The 25350-nt window shown below is 50.6% G+C and carries 20 protein-coding genes and 1 tRNA gene; 14 read left to right on the forward strand and 7 right to left on the reverse strand.

All coding sequences use genetic code 11. The features are described 5' to 3' along the window. Positions 1-184: 184 nt before the first annotated feature. From H8L32_RS21765 to H8L32_RS21775, 3 genes are all read left to right on the forward strand, one after another. Complete coding sequence (locus H8L32_RS21765) at positions 185-988, forward strand: Crp/Fnr family transcriptional regulator (protein ID WP_186949369.1); 804 nt, start codon at positions 185-187, stop codon at positions 986-988. 128 nt (positions 989-1116) lie between these two features. After that, positions 1117-1938: a response regulator gene (locus tag H8L32_RS21770; protein WP_186949370.1), complete on the forward strand. Its 822-nt coding sequence runs from the start codon at positions 1117-1119 to the stop codon at positions 1936-1938. 121 nt (positions 1939-2059) lie between these two features. Next, positions 2060-3346 (forward strand): NRAMP family divalent metal transporter, encoded by a 1287-nt coding sequence (locus H8L32_RS21775; protein WP_186949371.1) that lies wholly within the window; start codon positions 2060-2062, stop codon positions 3344-3346. Positions 3347-3403: 57 nt separating this feature from the next. Here the strand turns inward: H8L32_RS21775 and H8L32_RS21780 are convergent, their stop codons facing one another. Then, positions 3404-4168, reverse strand: a complete 765-nt coding sequence (locus H8L32_RS21780) for a tetratricopeptide repeat protein (protein ID WP_186949372.1) — start codon at positions 4166-4168, stop codon at positions 3404-3406. Positions 4169-4280: 112 nt separating this feature from the next. Then, positions 4281-6362 carry a bifunctional 2',3'-cyclic-nucleotide 2'-phosphodiesterase/3'-nucleotidase gene (locus tag H8L32_RS21785; protein WP_186949373.1) on the reverse strand — a complete coding sequence of 694 codons (2082 nt, stop codon included), beginning with the start codon at positions 6360-6362 and terminating at the stop codon, positions 4281-4283. A 405-nt stretch (positions 6363-6767) separates the two neighbouring features. Between H8L32_RS21785 and H8L32_RS21790 the strand changes: the two genes are divergently transcribed. Further along, complete coding sequence (locus H8L32_RS21790; protein WP_408058958.1) at positions 6768-7751, forward strand: patatin-like phospholipase family protein; 984 nt, start codon at positions 6768-6770, stop codon at positions 7749-7751. 154 nt (positions 7752-7905) lie between these two features. On the opposite strand, the gene H8L32_RS21795 is transcribed toward H8L32_RS21790, so the two are convergent. Then, a complete protein-coding gene (locus H8L32_RS21795; protein WP_408058959.1) occupies positions 7906-8403 on the reverse strand; it encodes a C40 family peptidase in 498 nt (165 codons plus the stop codon). A 280-nt stretch (positions 8404-8683) separates the two neighbouring features. On the opposite strand from H8L32_RS21795, the gene H8L32_RS21800 reads away from it, so the two are divergent. The 4 genes from H8L32_RS21800 (at position 8684) to greA (ending at position 14387) form a co-directional block, all read left to right on the forward strand. After that, on the forward strand, positions 8684-9091 hold the full coding sequence (locus H8L32_RS21800) for a GlcG/HbpS family heme-binding protein (protein WP_186949375.1): 408 nt from the start codon (positions 8684-8686) through the stop codon (positions 9089-9091). Between the two features lie 314 nt (positions 9092-9405). Next, positions 9406-10560 (forward strand): glutamine-hydrolyzing carbamoyl-phosphate synthase small subunit, encoded by a 1155-nt coding sequence (gene carA / locus H8L32_RS21805; RefSeq protein WP_186949424.1) that lies wholly within the window; start codon positions 9406-9408, stop codon positions 10558-10560. Positions 10561-10564: 4 nt separating this feature from the next. After that, positions 10565-13783 (forward strand): carbamoyl-phosphate synthase large subunit, encoded by a 3219-nt coding sequence (gene carB / locus H8L32_RS21810; protein ID WP_186949376.1) that lies wholly within the window; start codon positions 10565-10567, stop codon positions 13781-13783. 127 nt (positions 13784-13910) lie between these two features. Continuing rightward, positions 13911-14387 (forward strand): transcription elongation factor GreA, encoded by a 477-nt coding sequence (greA, locus tag H8L32_RS21815; RefSeq protein WP_186949377.1) that lies wholly within the window; start codon positions 13911-13913, stop codon positions 14385-14387. Between the two features lie 224 nt (positions 14388-14611). On the opposite strand, the gene H8L32_RS21820 is transcribed toward greA, so the two are convergent. Continuing rightward, positions 14612-15088 carry a YhbY family RNA-binding protein gene (locus H8L32_RS21820; protein WP_186949378.1) on the reverse strand — a complete coding sequence of 159 codons (477 nt, stop codon included), beginning with the start codon at positions 15086-15088 and terminating at the stop codon, positions 14612-14614. A 32-nt stretch (positions 15089-15120) separates the two neighbouring features. Here H8L32_RS21820 and H8L32_RS21825 point away from each other — a divergent pair, with 32 nt between their 5' ends. The 6 genes from H8L32_RS21825 to H8L32_RS28050 all read left to right on the forward strand — a co-directional run bounded on the left by H8L32_RS21825 (position 15121) and on the right by H8L32_RS28050 (position 22622). Continuing rightward, the gene (locus H8L32_RS21825; protein ID WP_186949379.1) at positions 15121-15765 is read left to right on the forward strand and encodes an RlmE family RNA methyltransferase; all 645 of its coding nucleotides are present in this window, start codon (positions 15121-15123) and stop codon (positions 15763-15765) included. 121 nt (positions 15766-15886) lie between these two features. Continuing rightward, positions 15887-17776, forward strand: a complete 1890-nt coding sequence (gene ftsH, locus H8L32_RS21830) for an ATP-dependent zinc metalloprotease FtsH (RefSeq protein WP_186949380.1) — start codon at positions 15887-15889, stop codon at positions 17774-17776. A gap of 135 nt (positions 17777-17911) precedes the next feature. Then, positions 17912-18751, forward strand: coding sequence for a dihydropteroate synthase (gene folP, locus H8L32_RS21835; protein ID WP_186949381.1), 840 nt, complete (start codon positions 17912-17914; stop codon positions 18749-18751). 15 nt (positions 18752-18766) lie between these two features. Beyond that, positions 18767-20113 (forward strand): phosphoglucosamine mutase, encoded by a 1347-nt coding sequence (gene glmM, locus H8L32_RS21840; RefSeq protein WP_186949382.1) that lies wholly within the window; start codon positions 18767-18769, stop codon positions 20111-20113. A 193-nt stretch (positions 20114-20306) separates the two neighbouring features. Continuing rightward, a tRNA-Arg gene (locus tag H8L32_RS21845) sits at positions 20307-20383 on the forward strand. A gap of 610 nt (positions 20384-20993) precedes the next feature. Further along, complete coding sequence (locus H8L32_RS28050; protein WP_186949383.1) at positions 20994-22622, forward strand: methyl-accepting chemotaxis protein; 1629 nt, start codon at positions 20994-20996, stop codon at positions 22620-22622. 91 nt (positions 22623-22713) lie between these two features. Here H8L32_RS28050 and H8L32_RS21855 read toward each other — a convergent pair whose 3' ends face one another. From H8L32_RS21855 to wrbA, 3 genes are read right to left on the reverse strand one after another with little or no spacing between them, the layout of a single operon-like run. Continuing rightward, positions 22714-24123: an FAD-binding oxidoreductase gene (locus H8L32_RS21855; protein WP_186949384.1), complete on the reverse strand. Its 1410-nt coding sequence runs from the start codon at positions 24121-24123 to the stop codon at positions 22714-22716. A 49-nt stretch (positions 24124-24172) separates the two neighbouring features. Continuing rightward, a complete protein-coding gene (locus tag H8L32_RS21860; protein WP_186949385.1) occupies positions 24173-24562 on the reverse strand; it encodes a DUF2069 domain-containing protein in 390 nt (129 codons plus the stop codon). Further along, positions 24559-25170 (reverse strand): NAD(P)H:quinone oxidoreductase, encoded by a 612-nt coding sequence (wrbA, locus tag H8L32_RS21865; RefSeq protein WP_186949386.1) that lies wholly within the window; start codon positions 25168-25170, stop codon positions 24559-24561. The genes H8L32_RS21860 and wrbA overlap by 4 nt, the downstream gene beginning before the upstream one ends. Between the last annotated feature and the right edge of the window lie 180 nt (positions 25171-25350).

Raw genomic sequence — 25350 nt, forward strand, 5'->3', positions numbered from 1 at the left:
GTATCGGTCTTTGCATTGCGCTGTTGGCGCAGGGCAGAGTTTTTGTGTTTATTTTTCTATATGTGTGATATCGAACAGACAGCGAAATTGTAATTGTTTTACAGTTAATCAAGCGGAATATTGTGCGCAGAGTGAAAGTGTGCGTGTTCCTCCTCTTATTCATCATGAAAAGCAGGAGCTTGATATGGTCGTCCCCAATGATCCAAACCAGAATTACCTGTTGGCAGCCTTGCTGGATGCTGAATTTAACCGCTTGTCACCTTACCTTGAGCTGATCCCCATGCCCCTGGGGGATGTCTTGTATGAGTCGGGTGGCAAGTTGCAGTATGTGTATTTCCCGACGACGTCCATTGTTTCCCTGCATTATTTGCTGGAAAACGGTGGTTCGTCTGAAATTGCCGGTGTCGGTAATGAAGGATTGGTAGGTATTTCGCTTTTTATGGGCGGGGACTCCACGCCCAGCCGGGCTGTGGTGCAGACCGGGGGATATGGGTATCGCCTCAAGTCGCAGATATTGATGGAAGAATTTAATCGTGCCGGGCCCGTATTGCGCTTGTTGCTGCGCTATACGCAGGCATTGATTACCCAGATGTCGCAGACGGCGGTATGCAATCGCCATCATTCAGTGGAACAGCAATTGTGTCGCTGGCTGTTGCTGACCCTGGACCGGGTGCCCACCAATGAACTGACAATCACGCAGGAATTGATTGCCAATATGCTTGGTGTACGGCGCGAGGGAGTGACTGAAGCTGCCGGCAAGTTGCAGACCTATGGCTATATCCGCTACCGTCGAGGCCATATTACGGTCGTGGACCGGGGTGGGCTGGAAGAAAGTGTTTGTGAATGTTATGACGTGGTGAAGAAAGAATTTGCCCGCCTTTTATGCGATGTCAGGCAGCGCCAGGGCGAGCCATCCGCGCTGAATACGGCAGTGTCTTTGCCGCAGGTACGCAAGTTGGGTGTATTGGTGAGCCGTGTAGGTTTATGAGATGGTGTTTTGATTTTTACCGGAATCAATAATAGCGACGTTGCTGTTTTCTTTCAGAAGAATCATGGGGCGCATCTCATGGCTATGAGTGAGTCAAGTCCTATAAATGAAATTTTTCGAAAGAATGTATGCTGGATGCGGTTGAAATACTGAGTGCAAAGATCCTGATTGTAGATGACCAGGAAGCTAACGTGGTGCTACTGGAGCAGATGCTGCTCAAGGCTGGATATACCGACGTCAGTTCGACCCTGGACCCGCAGGGGGTCGCTGTTTTGCATGCGGCACACCGGTATGATCTGATTTTACTGAATCTGCAAATGCCATCCATGGATGGTTTTGAAGTCATTGATTTGCTAAGAGAGCTAAAACAGGAACCCTATTTGCCGGTATTGGTGGTCACTGCTGACACCAGCCAGCAAATGCAGGCCTTGCTCGCCGGTGTCAGGGATTTTGTCAGCGTGCCTTTTGATTTGATTGTGGTGCAGACGCGCATACGCAATATGCTGGAAGTCAGGCTGTTATATCAAAAACTGGAAGCCAATAATCTGCGTCTGGAAGAACTGGTTCTGGAGCGCACGGCAGAATTGCGTGCCAGCGAAGCCAGGTTCAAAAGTTTTACCCAGTTGTCTACCGACTGTTATTGGGAGCAGGATGCCCAGGGCAATTTCACCAGTGTGTCTGGCCCGGTCTTTGAGATGCTGGGCATTGTAGACGACCAGATGCAGGGTATCTCGCCCGCCGGCTTGCCAGGCTGGAATGTGGAAGAGCATGCCCAACTGGATGCCAACATCAAAAACCGCCGCCCTTTTCTGGATTTCATTTATAGTCGCAAAAGGGAAGATGACAGCATGCAATATCTGCAGGTCAGTGGTGAACCCATATTCGATGCTGCCAGCCGTTTTACCGGCTATCGCGGAATCGGTGTTGATATTACATTGAAACAGCGTTGATATAGATCAGCTTACCCGGTTTGGCATATTGCACTATCAACTGATATGTCAGACCATACTGGGAAACTGCCCGGTCAGCGCTTTGTCGTCGTCATTTCTTGTCGTTATCTTACTTCTGTTCATGACTGATTCAACTTCTATCAAGGCGACACAGGCAGCAGAATCGTCCTGGCTGAAAAAACTGGGACCGGGCCTGATTACCGGTGCTGCAGATGATGACCCAAGCGGTATCGCCACATATTCTCAGGCGGGAGCGCAGTTTGGCTTCAATATGCTGTGGACTGTGCTGTTCACCTATCCATTGATGGTGGGCATACAGGTAGTCAGTGCCCGTATTGGCCGGGTCAGCGGCCATGGGCTGGCAACCAATATCCGTCGTCATTATCCTGCCTGGCTGTTATATGCCATTGTCAGTCTGCTGCTGATTGCCAATACCATCAATATCGCAGCGGATGTTTCTGCCATGGGCGAAGCGCTGAAACTCTTGATCGGTGGCCAGGCGCACTGGTATGCGGTGGGTTTTGGCGTCATCTCTTTGCTGCTACAGGTGTTTGTGCCTTACCGGCGCTATGTGAGATTGTTGAAATGGTTGACCCTGGCTTTGCTGGCCTATGTGGCCACGGTGTTTGTGGTGCAGATACATTGGTCCCAGGTCATACAGAAAGCACTGTTGCCACAACTGTCGTGGAAACCGGAATATGTAACCACCGTGGTGGCCCTGTTTGGTACCACCATCAGTCCCTATCTGTTTTTCTGGCAAGCCTCGCAGGAAGTGGAAGAGATGGAAGGCGATCCCGCTGCGCGGCCATTGCTGGAAGCACCGGAGCAGGCAGCCGCGAATATGAAGCGCATCAAAATCGATACGTATATCGGCATGGCGTTTTCGAATCTGGTGGCTTTCTTTATTATTCTGACGACGGCCGTGACACTGAACATGCACGGCATCAGCGACATACAGACATCTGCCCAGGCCGCCATGGCCCTGCGCCCCATTGCCGGCGAATTTGCCTTCATGCTGTTCAGTGCGGGCATCATAGGTACCGGCTTGCTGGCCATACCGGTGCTGGCAGGGTCATCGGCATATGCCATGGCAGGGGCGTTCAAATGGAAGAATAGTCTCGAACGTTCGCCCATGAATGCGAAGCAGTTTTACGCCATTATCGCGTTATCGACCGTGATTGGCATTGCACTGGGCTTTACCGCCATCGACCCCATCAAAGCCTTGTACTGGAGCGCTGTCATCAATGGCGTCATTTCTGTCCCCATCATGATAGTGATGATGCTGATGGCGGCAAGATCCGACATCATGGGACAGTTCGTCATTACCCACAGATTGAAGATATTGGGCTGGCTGGCCACGTTGATGATGGCGATTGCAGTGATCGCCATGTTTGCCACCATGTTATAAAGCCGGGCATCTATCGTGAATCAATCGTGCACCAATCGTGATAGCGCGAAGGGGCATTCATTGATATCTGTTCCAGCGCATCAGGCGTTCGTCGGATGCTTCCTTGATCAGGTGTCTGGCTTTCAGACTGTCTTTTTCTACATGCTGACTACCGGTTTCCAGTTCCATGGCCAGTGCCTGGATGGCGACCGGGTATTCCAGTTCGGCAGATTCTTCCAGCCATTTTCTGGCCTGCAGCATATCCTGCTGTACGCCTTCACCGGCAGCATAGGCGTTCGACAGTAAAAACATGGCCTGGGCATTGCCTTGCTGGCTGGCGATGGTTAACCACTGGACCGAACCTGCCACATCTTGCCTTACACCTTGCCCGTATTTGGCCATGCGTGCCAGCATGAAGCTGGCTTTGCCATTTTTGTTTTTTGCTGCGGCTTCATACCATTTCCAGGCTTGCGCATAATTCTGTTTCAAACCCAGGCGTTCTTTGTAGTGGGCTTCTGCCAGTTGGAACTGTGCATGGTCATCGCCACCTTGCGCCGCTTTTTCCAGCCACAGCAGGGCGTCGGCGTAATGTGCTGGTGCGATGGAATAGGCCAGGCCCAGTTCACGCTGGGCGACCGGGTTGCCAGCTTGTGCCCATTGCGTCAGGGCTTGCAGCGCCGATGGTGATTGGGCATGCAGGGCCTGTATGCCAGCGGATTCGATTTCTGCATTGGCTGGGATGGTGGCAGTTGGCGTGCAGGCGTTCAAAAGAATCAGAACTGAGGCGGTCAGTGCATATCTTGCGTATCCGGTTTTACTCAGCTTGTACATGGTGGATTGCATTATCGATTGCAAAAAGGTAGTGCCTGATGAAAACAGTACCTCCCGTGAGGGAGGTACACAGAGCTAAATCAGCGTAAAAAATAAAAGTAAAAACTAAAAATAAAAAACTATTTTATTTACTTAAATCTATCGCGTATTTGGCAAAGCCGCTGGCATCCAGACCACCTTCTGCCTTGACACGACTCAGACCCAGGTTTTGAGCAACTGCCAGTTTGCCAGGCGCAGAACGCAAGATCACTGGACCTTTGGTATCGACTTTGACAAAGCTCCAGCTTTGGCCCAGGCCATTACCGGTGCTGGTGACTTTACCCTGTTTTTTCAGGAAATCGCTGACCACAGCCTGATTGGCATCTGGTGATTTGATGATGGTTTTACTGCCATCAATACCAGGGAAATTACCGCCGCCGCCAGCACGATAATCATTCGTCGCGACGATGAAATCGTCAGTATCAGCGACCACCTTGCCTGCATACGTCAGGTTGACGATACGCTTGCCACCTGCTTGCGTCACATCGATCTGATACTTCAATGCATTGTTGTCAGCATAGAAGACATCGTAGTTGAAGATGGTTGAATACGATGGCACCAGGTCTTGCTCGGCTGTCAGTGCGGGGTCGATCTGGGCAAATTGTTTCGCTGCTGTTTCCAGCCAGTTTTTCAAATCCAGGCCCTTGATTTTGACTGCCTGCAAGTTGTTGTTGCCGTACAGGTAAAGGTCACCCGGATTGCGTACTTGCAGGCCAAATGGCGCTGCCGGCGTGGCATTGGGGGCGACATCCGTAAAGTCAGTAGGACCGTTGCGGCCCGCCTTGAACGGCGCGCTACAAGAAATGACCGGGATGGATTTGTAGCTGGCTATCGTGGCATCGGTCGAATTGGCGATAAAGTTTTTCACATAATCGATTTGTGCCTGGTTGACGATCTGGATAGCTGTCACATCACCAACCAGAGAGAAATAGGCAGACATCTGGAAGTCGGTCGTTGTGCCCAGCGGCTGGGTGGCATAGTTGATGGTGGCTTTGTGTTCAGTATCCACCAGTGGTGCAATCGACGCGTCTGCATCAACGATGTTGGTGCCATCCTTGTACTTGAAACCGCGTGCTTCGACATTGGTCAGGTCTTTTTGCACGACCCATTTGCCGCCCTGGTATTTGAGTACCAGTTGTATGATGCCCAGGCGACGGCCCCAGCTTTGTGCCATGACTGCTGGCACGCCGTTGACCAGACCCTTGACGGAATCAACCTGTGCGGTTGGCAATGCAGCCAGCGAAGCGTCAATGGCAGGTGCGCCGACTTCTTTACCTTTGGGGAAAATCAAATGAGAGTGACCCAGCATCAAGGCATCGATGCCTGTGGATGTCAGGTACAGGCTGCCGTTTTCCATTTTTGGGCTGTATGGCGACGCATCCAGGCCGCCATGTGACAGTGCTACGACCAGGTCAGCCCCTTTGCTGCGCATTTCAGGTATGTATTTGTTGGCGGATTCCTGCAAGCCATTCACCATGACCTTGCCTGCCAGGTATTTCTGATCCCAATCCATGATTTGTGGTGGGGCAAAGCCGATGATGCCGACATTGAGCTTGACGCTCATGCTGCTGCCGTCCGGTTTGGTGGCAGTGAATTGCTTGCCGACGATAGAGTAGGGATTGAAGATGGGTTTTTGGTTGACGGCACCGACTACATTGGACAATACCAATGGAAAGCTGGGTGAGCCGCAGGTGCCGGCTTTGCTGACATCGGGCAGGCCGAAATCCGTATTGGTAATCTGGCTCAGGAAATTCAAACCATAGTTAAATTCATGATTGCCCATGCTGGCACCATCATATTTCAATGCATTCATGACCTTGTACACGGCCAGCGTACCGCTACAGGTTACTGGCGCTGCCAATGCCTGGTAGTCGCCCAGCAAGGTACCCTGAATGACATCGCCATCATCCAGCAGCACGTTATTCGGGTTTTCGGCACGTGCGCCATTGATCAGTGTTGCGGTTCTTTCCAGGCCAAGACTAGTATCTGCCTTCAGGCCATAGTAGTCATAGCTGAGTATGTTCTGGTGGATATCGGTGGTTTCCAGCAGGGCGACCTTGAGTATGGTTCCTTCCGGGACGGCATTCGGGTCAACCACAGGATTACTGCTGCTGCAACCGGCCAGCGCTATCGCTGCAACGGGTGGCAGCCAGGCAAATTTTTTCATACATTCTCTCTGAATAAACATCGCATTGAATGAGCAATTAGGGGCGTCGTTGAAGCTGCTGGCTTAATTTGGTAAAAGCAAGGCAGGCAAGCCATACACGACAAGTGCGCGATTATCATGACAAATTATGTCTATGGCATGACATACTATTAACGTAATACTGGGTATCATGAAATAATGATATTCATGGGGGTTAATTCGTTTTTCTTTTGTCTATATGCGCTGAAAGTAAGTAGGAAAATGTATCTGTTCAATAGAGGAATTGGAAGGAAGGTGATTGCTGAATTATTTCCTTACCAATTTCTGTCGAACTTGCATGTGGGCATACGCCTTTTCCAAATATAATCTGGCACCTGTTATGCATTTTCAATTCCGTGTTTCCGGATTTCATTACCAAGCAAACTCATGTCGCTTTCATTTCTGTTTTCTCCCCGTACTTTGATACCTGCTTCCACGGCTGCAAAACCTGCAAGCAAGCCGGTATGGAGACGTTTGTTTTTGTCTGCGCTGCTGATGGCAGGTATTAGTGCCTGTAACACTGCGCCACAACAGCCTGCTCCTGTGGTCGCACCGGCAATTCCAGTCGCCAAGACCCTCAAGCCCATACGCATAGGTCTGGCGCTGGGTGGTGGTGCTGCGCGTGGTTTTGCCCATATCGGCGTGATCAAGGCGCTGGAATCACAGGGCATCTTTGCTGATGTGATCGTCGGCACCAGTGCCGGCAGTGTGGTTGGTGCCATGTATGCGGCAGGCAATAACGGTTTTACCATGCAAAAAATGGCACTGGATATGGATGAGGCGACGATCTCTGACTGGTCTTTGCCACTGTTTTCCAAATCCAGCGGTGTCTTGAAGGGCGATGCCTTGCAGACCTATGTCAATCGTCTGGTTGTACAGGCACCGATAGAAAAACTGCGCAAGCCTTTTGGTGCGGTGGCAACCGATCTGGCGACCGGGCATGCGGTACTTTTCCAGCGCGGTAATACCGGTGCTGCAGTGCGTGCGTCGTCAGCTGTGCCTGGCGTCTTTCAGCCGGTAAAAATCAATGATCGCCTGTACGTGGATGGTGGTCTGGTATCGCCGGTGCCGGTGCGTTTTGCTCGCGAAATGGGGGCCGATATTGTGATTGCCGTGAATATTTCTGCGCAACCAGAAGCGCTGGTATCCAACGGCACGCTGGATGTGCTGCTGCAAACCGTAGCCATTATGGGCCAAAGCATCAATCAGTTTGAATTGAAGCAGGCAGAAATCGTTATCCGGCCAGAGTTACCAGGCATGAAGGGAAATGATTTTGCCGGCAGGAACCTGGCGATACTGGCGGGTGAAAAAGCTGCCATGGCGATGATGCCAGAAATCAAACAGAAAATTAAGGCGATGCAGGAACGTTGATTGCAGGTTGGGGCTTGCGATTTGCTTGATTTTTGTTGATAGGGCGGAGCAATTGCTCTGCCCTTATTGTTTGTGCGCGGGTTTTTTGAGAGGTTTGGCTGCGCCTGATCTGGCGCGACAGATATAACCGGGAATTGTGGGTGATTGCGGTGAGTTACTTCGTTTCGTTTTCGTTGATACGGCGTGCACCATTGAAACGTTTTTTCCAGTAAGCGATGTCCATGCTTTCTACACGAACCTGGCCACCGGCTGAAGGGGAGTGGATGAACTTGTTGTCACCCAGATAAATGCCTACATGTGAAAAGCCGCGTTTGAGTGTGTTATAAAAAACCAGATCGCCCGGCTGTAAATCTTTTTGCTCTATCTGTTCACCAACACGGCTGATTTCTGCTGAGGTGCGGGGTAGATTGGCACCCAGTACATCCTTGAATACATAGCGTACAAAACCACTGCAATCCAGACCATTTTCCGGGGTGTTGCCACCGCGTTTGTAACGTATGCCCATCAAATCCATCGCTTTGACAGTCAGGTCAGAAGCACGTTGCTTGATTTCTTGCAGTTTCAGATAAGCGGTTGAAGATTCAGGGAAGGGATTGTCGGCGCTCCAGGCAGGGGGGACCGCTGCTGTGAGCAGCAATGTCGAGATAAGCACTAATTTGGCTTTCCTTTTTTGACTGGAAACGTTTATTAGCATCTTTGCACCTGGTTGGAAAAACCGGTCAACTGTAAGCGAACTTTAAAAAAATGTAAACCATTCGCGGAAATTTCTGGTCTGCAATTATTACCAAATGTAATTGCTGCTGATTTGCTGTTAATTTATTTGTTGCTTGGTTTGTTTGTTGATTTGATATCTGGAAATTGGTTAAAACTGTTTGTATACCTAAGCGCAATTGCTTGGCGTACAATCCGCTGACTTTATTTGAGAGGCAATTATGCAAACAAAACCTGTGTTGACATTGGATGATGTTAAAAAGATCGCGGCCGCAGCAGAAGCAGAGGCCAAGGCGAATAACTGGGCAGTGGTCATTGCGATTGTGGATGATGGTGGCCACTTGATGTGGTTGCAACGTCTGGATGGCGTGGCACCTATCTCTTCACACATTGCACCAGCGAAGGCGACTACAGCCGCCCTGGGCAAGCGTGAATCTAAAATTTATGAAGATATTATCAATAATGGACGTTTTTCCTTCATGCGCGCGCCAAATCTGGATGGCATGCTGGAAGGCGGCGTGCCGATTTTTGCTGATGGACATTGCATAGGTGCAGTCGGTGTTTCTGGTGTGAAATCGGCGGAAGATGCGCAAATTGCCAAAGCTGGTATTGCTGCACTGGGCCTGTAATTTATATCAACTGACACATTCTTTTTGCGGAATGGCGGCAGGGACGGTTTCAAGAAATTAATTAGCGAACGCTCGTACACTATTGAGTTTGCAGATAATTTAACGGCCCATCAGGCATATCGCATTTGCCTGATGGGCCGTTTCGCGCTATAATTCGAGGGTTTAACTAATCCGAAATCTCGCCGTAGCGCCTACCCAAATTCACATCGCTCCATCATCTTTCCAGGCCGCACGGTAATTCTTGCGCGGTCAGGGAAACGACAGCTTGGTGCGTCGCAGCGGCGGTAACAATACAGGAGTTGCCCTTGCTGCCCATTCCGCAGTCCCTTCTTCGTTCCGGCCAGGACACCGCTATACTTGCTCTCGCCGATGGAAGCATTTTCACTGGATATTCGATTGGCGCTGCCGGTCAGACCATAGGTGAAGTCGTTTTCAATACCTCAATGACCGGTTATCAGGAAATTTTGACTGACCCCAGTTATAGTTCCCAGATCGTTACCCTGACGTATCCGCATATTGGTAATACCGGCGTTAATGCCGAAGACGTAGAGTCTGACAAAATCCATGCAGCCGGTTTGATCATCAAAGACCTGCCTTTGCTGGTATCGAATTTCCGCTCTGAACAAACCCTCTCTGATTACCTCAAATCCCAAAACATCGTTGCTATTGCCGGTATTGATACCCGCAAGCTGACACGTATCTTGCGTGAAAAAGGTGCGCAGGGTGGTGCCATCCTGGTGGGTGCTGATGCTGAAAAAGCCATCGCACTGGCCAAGTCTTTCCCTGGCCTGTCGGGCATGGATCTGGCCAAGGTTGTGTCTGTGAAACAGGCTTATGACTGGACAGAAGCTGAGTGGGTACTGGGCCAGGGTTATGGCCAGTTGCAAAATCCAAAATTCCATGTCGTTGCTTTTGACTTTGGCGTCAAGCGCAATATCCTGCGCATGCTGGCAGAGCGTGGCTGCAAGGTGACGGTATTGCCTGCGCAATCCAGCGCGGCTGATGTACTAGCGCTGAACCCGGATGGCGTGTTTTTGTCGAATGGTCCTGGCGACCCTGAGCCTTGCGATTACGCCATTGCTGCCGCGAAGGAATTGATAGAGAAGGGCGTTCCTACCTTTGGTATCTGCCTCGGCCATCAAATCATGGCGCTGGCATCTGGTGCCAAAACCCTCAAGATGAAATTCGGTCACCACGGTGCCAACCATCCGGTGCAGGATCTGGATACCAAGCAAGTATTGATCACATCCCAAAACCACGGTTTCGCAGTGGATGCGGCAACTTTGCCAGCCAACTGCCGTGTCACCCACGTGTCTTTGTTTGATGGCTCGCTGCAAGGCTTTGCCCGTACTGATAAACCAGCTTTCTGCTTCCAGGGTCACCCTGAAGCCTCACCAGGTCCGCATGATATTGCCTACCTGTTTGATCGCTTCACTGCGATGATGGCCAAGGCAAAGACAGGAGAATAAGAGAATGCCAAAACGTAACGACATAAAAAGTATTTTGATTATCGGCGCTGGCCCCATCATCATCGGCCAGGCTTGCGAATTCGATTATTCCGGCGCACAGGCTTGCAAGGCCTTGCGTGAAGAAGGTTACCGCGTGATTCTGGTCAACAGCAACCCTGCGACCATCATGACTGACCCGGAAATGGCCGATGTGACTTACATCGAGCCTATCACCTGGCAAGTTGTTGAGCGCATCATCGATAAGGAAAAACCGGATGCGATTTTGCCGACCATGGGTGGCCAGACTGCATTGAACTGCGCACTCGATCTGCACCGTCATGGCGTGCTGACCAAATACAATTGCGAACTGATCGGTGCTTCTCCTGAAGCCATCGACAAGGCAGAGGACCGCCTGAAATTCAAGAACGCCATGACCAAGATCGGCCTGGGTTCTGCACGTTCCGGCGTTGCACATTCCATGGATGAAGCCTGGGTAGTGCAAAAGGATGTCGGCTTCCCGGTTATCATCCGTCCATCGTTCACCATGGGTGGTACAGGTGGTGGTATTGCCTACAATCCGGAAGAATTCGAGACGATTTGCAAACGCGGTCTGGAAGCATCGCCTACCAATGAATTGCTGATCGAAGAATCGCTGATAGGCTGGAAAGAATATGAGATGGAAGTCGTGCGCGATAAAGCCGACAACTGCATCATCGTCTGCTCCATCGAAAACCTGGACCCTATGGGTGTGCATACCGGTGACTCCATTACCGTGGCACCGGCACAGACACTGACGGATAAAGAATACCAGATCATGCGTAATGCCTCTTTGGCAGTGCTGCGTGAAATTGGTGTAGATACAGGTGGCTCCAACGTACAGTTTTCCATCAACCCTGCTGATGGCCGCATGATCGTCATCGAGATGAATCCGCGTGTATCACGTTCATCTGCGCTGGCATCCAAGGCAACTGGTTTCCCTATCGCGAAAATCGCTGCCAAGCTGGCGGTTGGTTTTACGCTGGATGAATTGCGTAATGAAATTACAGGTGGTGCTACACCTGCTTCTTTCGAGCCTTCGATTGATTACGTCGTTACCAAGATACCGCGTTTCGCATTCGAAAAATTCCCGCAGGCAGATAATCGCCTGACGACGCAGATGAAATCTGTTGGTGAAGTGATGGCGATAGGCCGTACCTTCCAGGAATCATTCCAGAAAGCCTTGCGTGGCCTTGAAGTTGGCGTCGATGGCATGAATGAAAAAACCCAGGATCGTGAGACCCTGGAAAAAGAACTCGGCGAGCCAGGCCCAGACCGTATCTGGTATGTCGGCGATGCTTTCGCCCAAGGCTTTACGCTGGAAGAAGTGCATCAACTGACACATATCGACCCATGGTTCCTGGTGCAGATCAAGGACATCGTGGATATCGAATTGTGGCTGGATGAACAGTCACTCGACAGCGTTGACAAAGCCCTCATGCTGCAACTGAAGCAAAAAGGTTTCTCTGATCGCCGCCTGGCAAAACTGTTGAAGACTACCGACACAGCCATCCGTGAAAAGCGCAGGGCTCTGAACGTGCGTCCAGTCTATAAACGCGTGGATACTTGCGCCGGTGAATTCGCCACGAATACAGCTTACATGTATTCAACGTACGAAGAAGAATGCGAATCGAACCCGACCGACAAGAAAAAAATCATGGTATTGGGCGGTGGCCCTAACCGTATTGGCCAGGGTATTGAGTTCGATTATTGCTGCGTACACGCGGCATTTGCGATGCGCGAAGATGGCTATGAAACCATCATGGTCAACTGTAATCCTGAAACCGTTTCTACCGACTACGATACATCCGACCGTCTGTATTTTGAGCCGCTGACGCTGGAAGATGTGCTGGAAATCGTCGACAAAGAAAAACCAGTTGGCGTGATCGTGCAATACGGTGGTCAGACGCCTTTGAAGCTGGCGCTGGATCTGGAAGCCAATGGCGTGCCTATCGTCGGTACTTCGCCAGACATGATTGATGCTGCGGAAGATCGCGAACGTTTCCAGAAAATGCTGCAAGACCTGGGTCTGCGTCAGCCGCCTAACCGCACTGCACGTACTGAAACTGACGCGCTGGCACTGGCGCAAGAGATTGGTTACCCACTGGTGGTACGTCCATCTTATGTTCTGGGTGGCCGCGCAATGGAAATCGTGCATGAGCAACGTGATCTTGAGCGTTACATGCGTGAAGCCGTCAAGGTGTCGCATGATTCGCCAGTCTTGCTGGACCGCTTCCTGAATGACGCGATTGAAGTTGACGTCGATTGCCTGTCTGATGGCGAGCGTACCTTCATCGGTGGCGTCATGGAGCATATCGAACAGGCTGGCGTGCACTCGGGTGACTCTGCATGTTCCTTGCCGCCATATTCTCTGTCGCAAGAAACCATTGCTGAACTCAAGCGCCAGACTGCGCTGATGGCAAAAGGTTTGAATGTCGTTGGCCTGATGAACGTACAGTTTGCGATTCAGCAACAAGATGGCAAGGACGTGGTATTCGTACTGGAAGTGAATCCGCGTGCATCGCGTACCGTACCTTATGTATCCAAGGCCACTGGCTTGCAACTGGCGAAAATTGCTGCCCGTTGCATGGTCGGTCAATCCCTGGATTCACAAGGCATAGGCGCAGAAGTCGTGCCACCTTATTTCAGCGTCAAGGAAGCCGTATTCCCATTCGTGAAGTTCCCTGGTGTTGATACTATCCTCGGCCCTGAGATGAAATCGACCGGCGAAGTCATGGGTGTAGGTAAAACATTTGGTGAAGCTTTCGTGAAATCGCAACTGGGCGCAGGCGTGAAATTGCCAACGTCCGGCAAGGTATTCCTGAGTATCAAGAACAGCGATAAACCACGTGGCGTGAAAGTGGCCCGTGATCTGGTGAAAATGGGCTTTTCCATCGTTGCTACCCGTGGTACGGCAACGGCGATTGCGGCTGAAGGCATTCCAGTGTCGATCGTGAACAAGGTTGTTGAAGGTCGCCCCCACGTTGTGGACATGATCAAAAACAATGAAATCGCGCTGGTGATCAATACCGTGGAAGAAAAGCGCAATGCCATTACGGATTCGCGTGCGATTCGTACCTCGGCATTGATTGCTCGTGCAACAACATTCACGACTATTGCTGGTGCAGAAGCTGCGGTTGAGGGTATGCGTCACCTCAATGAATTGCATGTTTATGATTTACAAGGTCTGCATAAAACCTTAAACTGATAGAAACTACAGTGTCCTTGGCCTTGTGCCAGGGATGCTTGAACTTCGATACAGAGGTCACAAATGGCATCGGCAATGCTGGTGTCTGATGTGGCCTCTGTATTTTACTTTTATGAGTGTGAATGCCATGAGTACAGTACCTATCACCAAGTTCGGCGCAGAGTTGCTGAAGAAAGAATTGCATAATCTGAAAACCAAAGAACGTCCGGAAGTGATCAATGCGATTGCTGAAGCACGTGCCCAGGGCGATTTGTCTGAAAATGCTGAATACGACGCTGCCAAAGAGCGCCAGGCTTTCATCGAAGGACGTATTGCAGAACTCGAAGGCAAATTGGGTTCAGCGCAGGTCATCGACCCCAGCACACTGGATGCAGAAGGCCGCGTCGTGTTTGGCTCTACCGTGCATCTGGAAGACCTGGAAACCTCGCAAAAGGTCAGTTACCAGATCGTTGGTGAAGATGAAGCCGATCTTAAATTGAGCAAAGTATCCATCACTTCACCGATAGCGCGCGCGCTGATCGGCAAATATGCTGGCGATGTCGTCGGCGTGCAGGCACCCGCTGGTGTGCGTGAATATGAAGTGCTGGATGTAATGTACGTATAATACAAGTCAGAATGGCTGTGCCGGAAAAGCTGGCGCCGCTGTTTTGATATGGTTTTTGAAGTGGATTGTGGTGCAGACTGTCGATGCAGCTTATTAGTGGTATCGATGGTGCTAATGGTACCAATGGTACTGATGGTGCTGCGCACATCACCCGGCCTGACTGCTGACAGGGCCGGGTTGAAAACCTCTACATGGCTGTGATGTATATGACAGTCAGTGGAAATTTAGCTGTTTTCAAGAGATGCTTTTTTGGCACTGGATTGACGTGGTTTTGCACGTTTGACATTGCCGCCCTGGGTGACGCGTTCGTTACCCTTGACCATCACTTTTGATACGGTAGGCTTTTTCGTACCGCTGGGGCTAGGTTTGACGATAGTGACCTCGCGCATGCCTTTGCCTTTTTTGACTAATTTGGTTTCTTTCGTACCTTCCAGTTTTGGACGGTAAATCACCAAAAGTTTTCCGATATGCTGTACTGGAGCGGCTTTCAGCTCGGTGCAGATGGTATCGTACATACCTATACGTGCTTCTCGATCATCGCCAAACACGCGTACCTTGATCAAGCCATGAGAATTCAGGCTGGAATCGATTTCTTTGATGACTGCAGGGGTCAGTCCGGCTTCACCTATGATAACGATAGGTTTCAGTGCGTGTGCTTCAGACCGGAGTTCGCTTCTTTCGGCGGGCGTAAGTTTTAACATAGTAATTCCTTTAAAAGCAGTATTTTACGCGAATGGCAAAGAATAAATTCAATCAAAATTGGGTTCACGACCATATTAACGATCCTTATGTGAAACTTGCACAGAAGGAAGGCTACCGCGCACGCGCAGTTTATAAGCTAAAAGAAATAGATGAATCAGAAAAATTGATACGCCCAGGCCAGATTATTGTCGATCTGGGCGCGACGCCAGGCAGCTGGTCACAGTATGCACGTAATAAACTGGCCGGCAAAGAGGGTGGGGGCATCGTCGGTGAAATTTTTGCCCTGGACCTGCTTCCCATGGACCCTATCGCCGACGTGCAATTCATGCAAGGCGATTTTCGTGAAGATGAAGTGTTGAATTTGCTGGAATCAAAGCTGATCGGTCGTAAAGTGGACTTGGTATTGTCAGATATGGCCCCAAATCTGTCTGGTAACTCGACCGTGGATTCTGCGCGTGTCGAATATATTATCGAATTGGCAGTCACTTTTGCTAAGGCCCACTTGAAGCCGGGTGGGGCTTTGCTGGTGAAATGCTTCCATGGACCCAGCTATAACAACATCGTCACACTGTTTAAAGATGAGTTTAAAACTGTCGTTAACAAGAAACCAAAAGCCAGTAAAGACAAATCTTCCGAGATATTTTTGCTCGGACGGGGTCTGAAGAACCCGGATTAATGAATTTACCTCTTGATAATCCTCAATACCGTCAACATATGTTGGCTAGCAAGCTCTATCCATTGCGGGTAGAATGACTGTTTACAGTGTCAAATAGCGCACCTGCGTTCAAGGAGTTCTCGTGAATAATATGTTTTCAAAAGCTGCTATATGGGTTGTGGTTGCCCTGGTGCTTTTCACGCTTTTCAAGCAGTTTGATGGAAAAAGTATGGGTGCTGGTGTGACCTCGATACCGTATTCTGAGTTCTTGGACGAAGTTAAATCCAAGCACATTAAGGAAGCGACGATTGATGATGCCAACCGTACCGTGGTGGCAACCACCAATGACGGTAAGAAAATCAAGTCACAACTGACCTTGTTTGATCGGGGTCTGGTTGGTGATCTGATTAATAATGGTATTAAATTTGACATTAAACCGCCGGAAGAGCAATCCTTCCTGCAGCAGATTTTCATTTCCTGGTTCCCGATGCTGTTGTTGATCGGTATCTGGATCTTCTTCATGCGTCAGATGCAGGGCGGTGGTAAGGGCGGCGCTTTTTCCTTTGGCAAGTCCAAGGCAAGAATGCTGGACGACACCAACAACAATGTCACGTTTAGTGATGTTGCCGGTTGCGATGAAGCCAAGGAAGAAGTCTCAGAAATCGTTGATTTCCTGCGCGATCCTACCAAGTTCCAGAAACTGGGTGGCCGTATCCCGCGTGGCGTATTGATGGTTGGTCCTCCAGGTACTGGTAAAACCTTGCTGGCACGTGCGATTGCCGGTGAAGCCAAAGTACCGTTTTTCACTATTTCAGGTTCTGATTTCGTTGAAATGTTTGTCGGTGTGGGTGCTTCCCGCGTTCGCGACATGTTTGAAAACGCCAAAAAACATTCACCTTGCATTATCTTCATTGATGAGATCGACGCTGTTGGTCGTCATCGCGGTGCCGGTATGGGTGGTGGTAATGATGAACGTGAACAGACACTGAACCAGATGCTGGTTGAGATGGACGGTTTTGAAGCCAATTCCGGCGTTATCGTCATCGCTGCGACTAACCGTGCTGACGTGCTGGATAAAGCGCTGTTGCGTCCAGGCCGTTTTGACCGTCAGGTATCTGTCGGCTTGCCGGATATCCGTGGCCGCGAACAGATCTTGAACGTGCATATGCGCAAAGTGCCTATTTCTGCTGACGTCAAGGCAGATATCCTGGCGCGCGGTACGCCTGGCTTCTCTGGTGCCGATCTGGCCAATCTGGTCAATGAGTCAGCTTTGTTTGCCGCAAGACGTAACAAGCGTCTGGTCGAAATGATCGATTTTGAAGATGCCAAAGACAAAATCTACATGGGTCCGGAACGCAAATCCATGGTCATGCGTGAAGAAGAGCGCAGGAATACGGCCTATCATGAATCCGGTCATGCGGTAGTGGCCAAGTTGTTGCCCAAGGCTGACCCTGTGCATAAAGTCACCATCATGCCGCGTGGCTTTGCCCTGGGTCTGACCTGGCAGTTGCCGGAACATGATAATATCAGTGGCTATAAAGACAAGATGTTGGAAGAAATTTCCATCCTGTTCGGTGGCCGTATTGCGGAAGAAATCTTTGTGGGCCAAATGTCTACTGGTGCATCGAATGACTTTTCCCGTGCGACCAAACTGGCACGGTCCATGGTGACACGTTTCGGTATGTCTGACAGCATGGGCGTGATGGTGTATGAAGACAGTCAGAGCGAAGGTTATTTTGGCGGTCCATCCAAAACCATTTCTGAAGTAACACAGCAAAAAGTGGATGCTGAAATCCGTAATATCCTGGATACGCAATATGCGCTGGCACGCAAGATGCTGGAAGAAAATCGCGACAAAGTCGAAGCCATGACCAAGGCCTTGCTGGATTGGGAAACCATCGATGCAGACCAGGTCAATGACATCATGAACGGTGTTGATCCACGCCCTCCAAAACAGGGACAGACGAATGTACGTTCATCGTCCGATAACTCGTCTGGTGGCATTTCACCAAATGCGACAGCGCCTGCCTGATAATGCCGGGCTGGCGTAAGTCAGCCTTGCGCAATCATCAGCTTGCGTGCACCAGGTTTTGAATCAATAGATCAGGTCTTGAATCAATAAATTAAGTAAGGGTGGGGTAAATCCTCACCCTTAGTTTTTTAAAAAATGAAATATTTCCAATGCGGGCGTTACCGCTTCCCTTTAGCAGGTGCGCAATCCAGAACTCTGGTGATGGGCATCCTCAATATCACGCCAGATTCATTTTCTGACGGTGGTAAATACATGAATCTGGAAAGCGCGATCATTCGTGCCGAACAGATGATACAAGATGGTGTAGATATCATTGATATCGGCGGAGAATCCAGCCGTCCCGGCTCGGTGCCATTATCACTGGATGAAGAACTAAGTCGTGTCATGCCCGTCATCTATGCCCTGCGTGATTGTGGCAAGCCGCTGTCCATCGACACCTATAAACCGGAAGTCATGCGCGAAGCCCTGCTGGCAGGTGCTGACATGATCAACGACATACAGGGATTTCGCAGCGCAGAAGCGGTCGCTGCCGTGGCTGAAAGTGATGCCGGTTTATGTGTGATGCATATGCAGAATCAGCCGACTGATATGCAGTTGAAGCCGGACTATGAGGATGTCAATCAGGATGTCCTGCATTTTCTGACTGCCAGGGTAGAAGCACTGCAGCAGGCGCAAGTTGAGCGGCAGCGCATTTGTCTTGATCCAGGTTTTGGTTTTGGTAAAACTTTGGACCATAATGTATCCATGTTCACGCATATCCAGGCCTTGCAGACAGCCATGGATTTACCTTTGCTGGTTGGTGTGTCACGCAAATCCATGCTTGGTGCACTGACCGGACGAGAAGCGCCCAACAGGCTGGCGGGTAGCCTGGCCGCAGCCCTGGCTGCGAAGCAGCGTGGTGCTTGTATAGTAAGGGTGCATGACGTGGCAGAAACCGTTGATGCGTTCAAAGTCTGGGACGCTTTGTCCAATTAAAAAAGAAAAAATACAATGAGCAGAAAATATTTTGGTACCGATGGCATACGCGGCAAAGTAGGGCAGGCACCGATTACGCCAGACTTCGTCATGCGTTTGGGTTTTGCTGCCGGCAAGGTACTGGCCCAGGCAGATGCCAGCGGTGATACCCGTCCCACCGTGCTGATAGGTAAGGACACGCGCATTTCCGGTTATTTGCTGGAAGCCTCGCTGGAGGCGGGTTTTGCTGCTGCCGGGGTGGATGTCATGCTGTCCGGTCCGGCACCGACGCCGGCTGTCGCTTACCTGACGCGTGCCTTGCGCTTGTCTGCTGGTGTAGTCATTTCAGCCTCGCACAATCCGTATGATGACAATGGCATCAAGTTTTTTTCAGGCACGGGTAACAAGTTGCCGGATGAAGTGGAATTGGCGATAGAACAGGAGCTCGAACGTCCCATGCAATGTGTCAGTTCCGAGCGTCTGGGCAAAGCGCGCCGCCTGAGCGATGCAAATGGCCGGTATATCGAATTTTGCAAGAGCACCTTCCCGAATGAGCTGGATTTGCGCGGCCTTAAAATCGTCGTCGATTGCGCCCATGGTGCGGCCTATGACATCGCACCGCATGTGTTTCATGAGCTGGGTGCTGAAGTGATAGCTATCGGCAATCAACCCAATGGTTTGAATATCAATGACGGTGTTGGCGCCACGGCACCAGATGCGCTGGCACTGGCCGTACGTGCCAACCATGCAGACCTGGGCATTGCGCTGGATGGCGATGCGGATCGCCTGTTGATGGTGGACCGCCATGGCAAGATCTACAACGGTGATCAGTTACTGTACCTGATGGTACTTGACCGTATGGCGATAGGTAGCGTGCAGGGTGTGGTAGGCACGCTGATGACCAATATGGCAGTAGAAGTCGCCTTCCAGAAAATGGGGGTGGGATTTGTACGTGCCAAAGTTGGTGACCGTTATGTGCTGGAACAAATGCAGGAACGTGGCTGGCTGTTGGGTGGCGAAGGTTCTGGCCATCTCCTGTGTCTGGACAAGCATACCACCGGCGACGGTATTGTTTCGGCTTTGCAAGTTCTGTCTGCATTAAGACGCAATGGCCAAAGCCTGGACCAATGTTTCGACCAGTTGACCCTGTTCCCGCAGACCTTACTGAACATCAAGGTGCCCGCAGGTTTTGACTGGCAAAAGAATGACAGACTGATGGCCGAAAAACAGAAAGTCGAAGCCGAACTGGGTAACACTGGTCGCGTGCTGATACGTGCATCCGGTACTGAGCCATTAGTGCGCGTCATGGTCGAGGCTGCTGATGGTGATGTGGCCGCAAGCACCGCCCGCCGCCTGGCTGATTGCATTTCGGCAGCTATCTGAGTAATTCAGTACAAAATGCAGAGAAATACAGGTCATGACAGGTATTCATTCTTGAATCTGACTGCGATACCATGTACTATTCAGCCTTCAGTTTTTGACCATCTGGTTTCAACTGCAGACTGATGTAAAATCAGCATGGACGGCAGTAGTCATGCCGCTTATGTGCAGTAGCAGGTGCAGGTCAATTCACAGACTGTCCATAGCTCAGTTGGATAGAGCACGAGCCTTCTAAGCTCGGGGTCGCAGGTTCGATTCCTGCTGGGCAGGCCAATAGATTCTTCAGAAAGCCCGGATTTGATCCGGGCTTTTTTGTTTTCAACATCCGAGTGATGATCCTTGTTTCTATCTTGTCGAAGACGAATGAAGCGGGATTCACCTGCAAATGCCTTATTCAGATCTGGATCCACATTAACTGCGGCGCGTTTGACGCGTTTGTATTCTTGATCAGCGCAACAAGTAAACGGTTATAAGATGTCTGATCTGCTTGTCGTGTTTTCATGTTTTTGATGAGGCGTGCTGCGGCGTTTCATCTTAGCTGTTGTTTATGTCCCTCATGTTGCAATTCGTCATGTTCTCTTCATTTGTGCCGGTAATGTTTCAGCTATACTTTACCAAGGTGCTTTCGTTTACTGCGCAGGGAATTACATAATAATTTCAGAAGATATGATTCATGTCTTCTCCCTTTGCTTGCCCTGTCAAAATGCTTTTACTCATGGCTTTTTGAAGATATTTTTTCTGTATATTTTGTTCTTATCGTTATCAAGGCAGGGCAGGAATTAGCGCATATGCAGACTCTGTCGGGGTCGGGTCAGTTGGAGTGGCCTGCACATGACGCATTGTTTCTGTCTTCCGTTTCAGTGTCGGATATTCAGGGAAATGTATGAATCAACTTTTACGTTTGAAGATTAGTGGCCGGCTGGCCCTGGGTTTTGGTCTGGTCATTTTGTTTGCCTCCGGCCTGCTGGTACTGGGTTTGTTTCGCATGAGTCAACTGCAAGGCTCAACCAATTATATTTTTAATACCAAGGTCGCCAGTCTGGATGCCGCAACCGATATGCGTGAACAAGGCAGGGCGCTGGCGCTGGTGTTGCGTAAAATGACCTCGCCCAGTGATTTGGCAGAAGCCGAGCGCGAAACCAAAAAGCTGGTAAAAATCCTTGAAAGTTATGACGCTTCAGAAAACGCCGCCAAAAAACTGATAGACGATAACGAAGGCAAGAGCACACTGCAAAATTCGGTCGAGCAAAAACGCCAGGTGATGGCAATTGCCAACAAGATCAAAGCTTTGGTAGGAGAGGGTAATTACTTTGACGCAGCCTCAGTTTTGCAGACTGAATTTAATGCCCCGAATGAAAAATGGATGGCATCCCTGGGCGACCTTGCACAGCAACAGCACAAGGCCATGAAAACTGCCTATGATGAATCGGTCGATAATTATAAAAATGCCAGAACCGGCATGCTGGTGATTGGTATCCTGACGATAGTGATAGGCTCCATCGCCGCATGGCTGATTGCCAGAACCATTTCCGGACCTATCAAATTGTCTGCCGTGATTGCTGATCAGATTGCCCATGGCGATTTGACCAAGACAGTGGTCGTAACGGGTACGGATGAAATCGGTGATTTGTTGCAGTCTTTGAGCAAAATGCAGGAAAACCTGTTGGCGACCATATCCAAAATCAAGGTAGGCACAGAAACCATCACTGTCGCCTCGCAAGAAATTGCGTCTGGCAATGCAGACCTGTCCAGCCGTACCGAATCGCAAGCTAGCTCGCTGGAAGAAACTGCCAGTTCCATGGAAGAGCTGACCAGCACCGTCCGGCAAAATGCCGACAATGCGCGTCAGGCCAATCAACTGGTGGTGTCGGCATCGGGTGTGGCGGTCAAAGGTGGTGCCGTCGTGGGCCAGGTGGTCAGCACCATGGGCTCGATCAAGGAAAGTTCACGCAAGATTGTAGATATTATCGGCGTGATTGACGGGATTGCCTTCCAGACCAATATCCTGGCTCTGAATGCAGCGGTGGAAGCCGCCAGGGCAGGTGAGCAGGGCCGTGGTTTTGCTGTGGTGGCAGCCGAAGTGCGCAATCTGGCGCAACGTAGTGCGAGTGCAGCCAAAGAAATCAAGTCGCTCATCAGCGATTCGGTGGACAAGGTTGATCAGGGTAGCAAACTGGTGGATGAGGCCGGCAAGACCATGGATGAAATCGTCACCAGTGTTCAGCATGTGGCGGACATCATGAGTGAAATCACAGCGGCCAGCCAGGAACAAAGTTCAGGCATAGAACAGGTGAACCTGGCGATTACGCAGATGGATGAAATGACGCAACAGAATGCGGCCCTGGTAGAACAGGCAGCGGCTGCGGCAGAAAGCATGGAAGAGCAGGCCGAAGAATTGGCAAAGGCAGTCAGCGTCTTTCAATTGCCACGGGAACTAAAAATAGAGAGTGCCACACCCTTGCAGGGTAACGCTCTGCGTCCGCAAAACGTGCGACGACTAGGGCATCAGTAAGTGTGGTGTCTTGGTGTCATGAAGTAATGACTGATAAGGTAACGGGGCATTGGCCCCGTTATTTTTATTGGCAGCATTTGGTTGAATGATGCTAAATCAGCTTGCCCGGATTCATTATATTGTCCGGGTCCAGTGCTGCTTTGATACTGCGCATCAAAGACAATTCCAGCGCTGATTTATAAAGCGTGATTTCTTCCCTTTTAAGCATGCCCAGGCCATGTTCGGCTGAAATGGAACCGTTCAGGCCATGCACTCTGTCATGCACAATGCGGTTGACGGCTTGCTGCTGTTGAATGAAGTCCGTATCGCGCATGGTCACTGGTGCTGATACGTTGTAATGCAGATTGCCATCACCCAGATGGCCAAAGCAAACTATCTGACATCCGGGAAAAGCGGCATGCAAAGCAGCATCGGCCATGTCGATAAAGGTGGGTATGTCTGAAATAGGCAGCGAAATATCATGCTTGATATTCTTGCCTTCCATTGCCTGTGCAGCAGAAATATTTTCACGCAATTGCCATAAGGTTTTTGACTGACTGATGGAGGTGGCACAGACAGCATCTGTTGCATAGCCATGCTCCAGTGCTTTTGCCAATACGCTTTCCATCAGTCCATTTGCATGTTCTTCCGACTCATGGTCAGAGATTTCAAGCAGGGTGTAATACGGGCAATTACTGTCCAGCGGTTTTTTCAGCAACGGAAAATGTTTCAGCACGAGCTGCAGACTGAAATCGGAAATTAATTCGAAACCTGTCAGTATTGGCCCCAGGTCACTGCGTGCCACATTCAGCAATTGCAATGCAGCGTCTGCTGAGGGTACTGCAGCCAGCGCAGTCAGGCTGGCGCGTGGTTGTGGAAACAGTTTTAATACTGCGGCGGTGATGATGCCCAGCGTACCTTCGGCACCAATATATAAATCCCGCAAGTCATAACCGGTATTATCTTTGCGCAGGCCGCGCAAGCCGTTCCAGATTTCACCTTTTGGTGTGACGACTTCCAGCCCCAGACATAATTCCCTGCTATTACCGTAGCGTAGCACTGCCGTGCCACCGGCATTGGTTGCCAGGTTGCCGCCTATGGTGCAACTGCCTTCGGATGCGAGTGATAAGGGAAATAAGCGTTGATGCACTTCTGCCGCTGCCTGCACATTGGCCAGCAGGCAGCCGGCCTGTACGGTCATTGTATTGTTGCTGACATCCACTGCCAGCACACGGTCCATACGCTTGAGGGAGAGGACGACCGCCTGACCAGTCTGATCCGGCACACTGCCCAGTACCAGGCCGGTATTGCCCCCCTGAGGGACGCAGGGAATCCGGTGTTGCGCGCATAAGGCGACCAGTGCCGCCACTTCTTCTGTGGATGTGGGCAGCAATACTGCCATCGCCTTGCCGGTATAACGCTGGCGCCAGTCTGTCAGATAGGCTTGCTGATCAGATTCGCTGGTGAGCACATGATCCTGACCGATGATCTGTGCGCAGGAGGCAAGAAATCCTGAGTTCATGGCCGCCCGTAGTTGCAGGTACTGGCTTGTTGATGTATTTTTGGCTGCATCATTGTTCGGCTGCCTTGGTTTTTGCCAGTGCTTTCGCCGCTTTTTTCAGAGGGCGCAAATAAAAAATCGTACTAAAGAAAAAAATCAGCGAAAGGACTACCTCGCCCCAGGCCAGCATGGCTGATAGAGGCAACTTGTCACTGGTGGCCCTGACGATGCCTTCAATAAAATAGAGCCAGATCAGCATGGATGACCATTGCATGGTGTAGTTGTCTTTTTTCAGGACACCGCGTAGCGGTATCAGCAGAAAAAATGCCTTGATCACCATCCACGAACCACCGGGGCGCAAGGGCGCAATCAGCCATTCCCACGACAGACAGAGCAGGAACAAGGCAATCAGGCTCGCAGATGCCGTCAGGTAGTAAGGTGTGGAACGTGTCGTGCTCATGTCGCAGCCTGCAATTTGCAGCTGGTTTCGGCCAGTCGTTTACCTAATGCAATGGCCAGCTTGCGGCTGTCTTCCGACAACGGTAATGTGCCATCCTTGCCGGACCAGTGAGTAGCGCCGTAAGGGCTGCCACCAGTGGAGGTGGTCATCAATTCTGGATGGCTGTAAGGCAGGCCAAGCAGCAGCATGCCATGGTGCATCAGTGGCAGCATCATGCTGAGCAGGGTGGATTCCTGACCACCATGCAGACTGCCGGTAGAAGTGAATACGCAGGCAGGTTTGCCGCTGAGTGTGCCGGACAGCCAGTCGGCGGCAGTGCCGTCAAGAAAGTATTTCATGGATGCCGCCATGTTGCCGAAGCGGGTGGGCGAGCCGAGTGCCAGTCCTGCACATTCCTTCAAGTCTGACAATTCGACATAGGGTGCGCCTTCTGCCGGCACATCGGGTGCCGTTGCTTCGGTCACTGTGGACACGGCAGGCACGGTGCGCAAGCGGGCGCTGCAGCCAGGTACGCTTTCTATGCCCTGGGCAATCAGCTCGGCCATTTTCCTGGTATTGCCATGCCGGGAATAAAATAAAACTAAAATCGTGAGTTCTTGTGTAGTCATGCTTGTATTATATTAGGACTTACGCAAAATTGTCCCAGCAAGGCGTAGCGACGAAGACAGTACTTTAGTACGGCTAGTCGCTGCAACGCAGCTGGGGCGGTTTTGCGTAAGTCCTATATGAGCCTTTATTCTTTGACCCTCAATAAAATAGAGGGCACTTTTATTTCAAGCAGCAAAAAT

The sequence above is a fragment of the Undibacterium hunanense genome (assembly GCF_014284335.1).
Classification (GTDB): Bacteria; Pseudomonadota; Gammaproteobacteria; order Burkholderiales; family Burkholderiaceae_D; genus Undibacterium; species Undibacterium hunanense.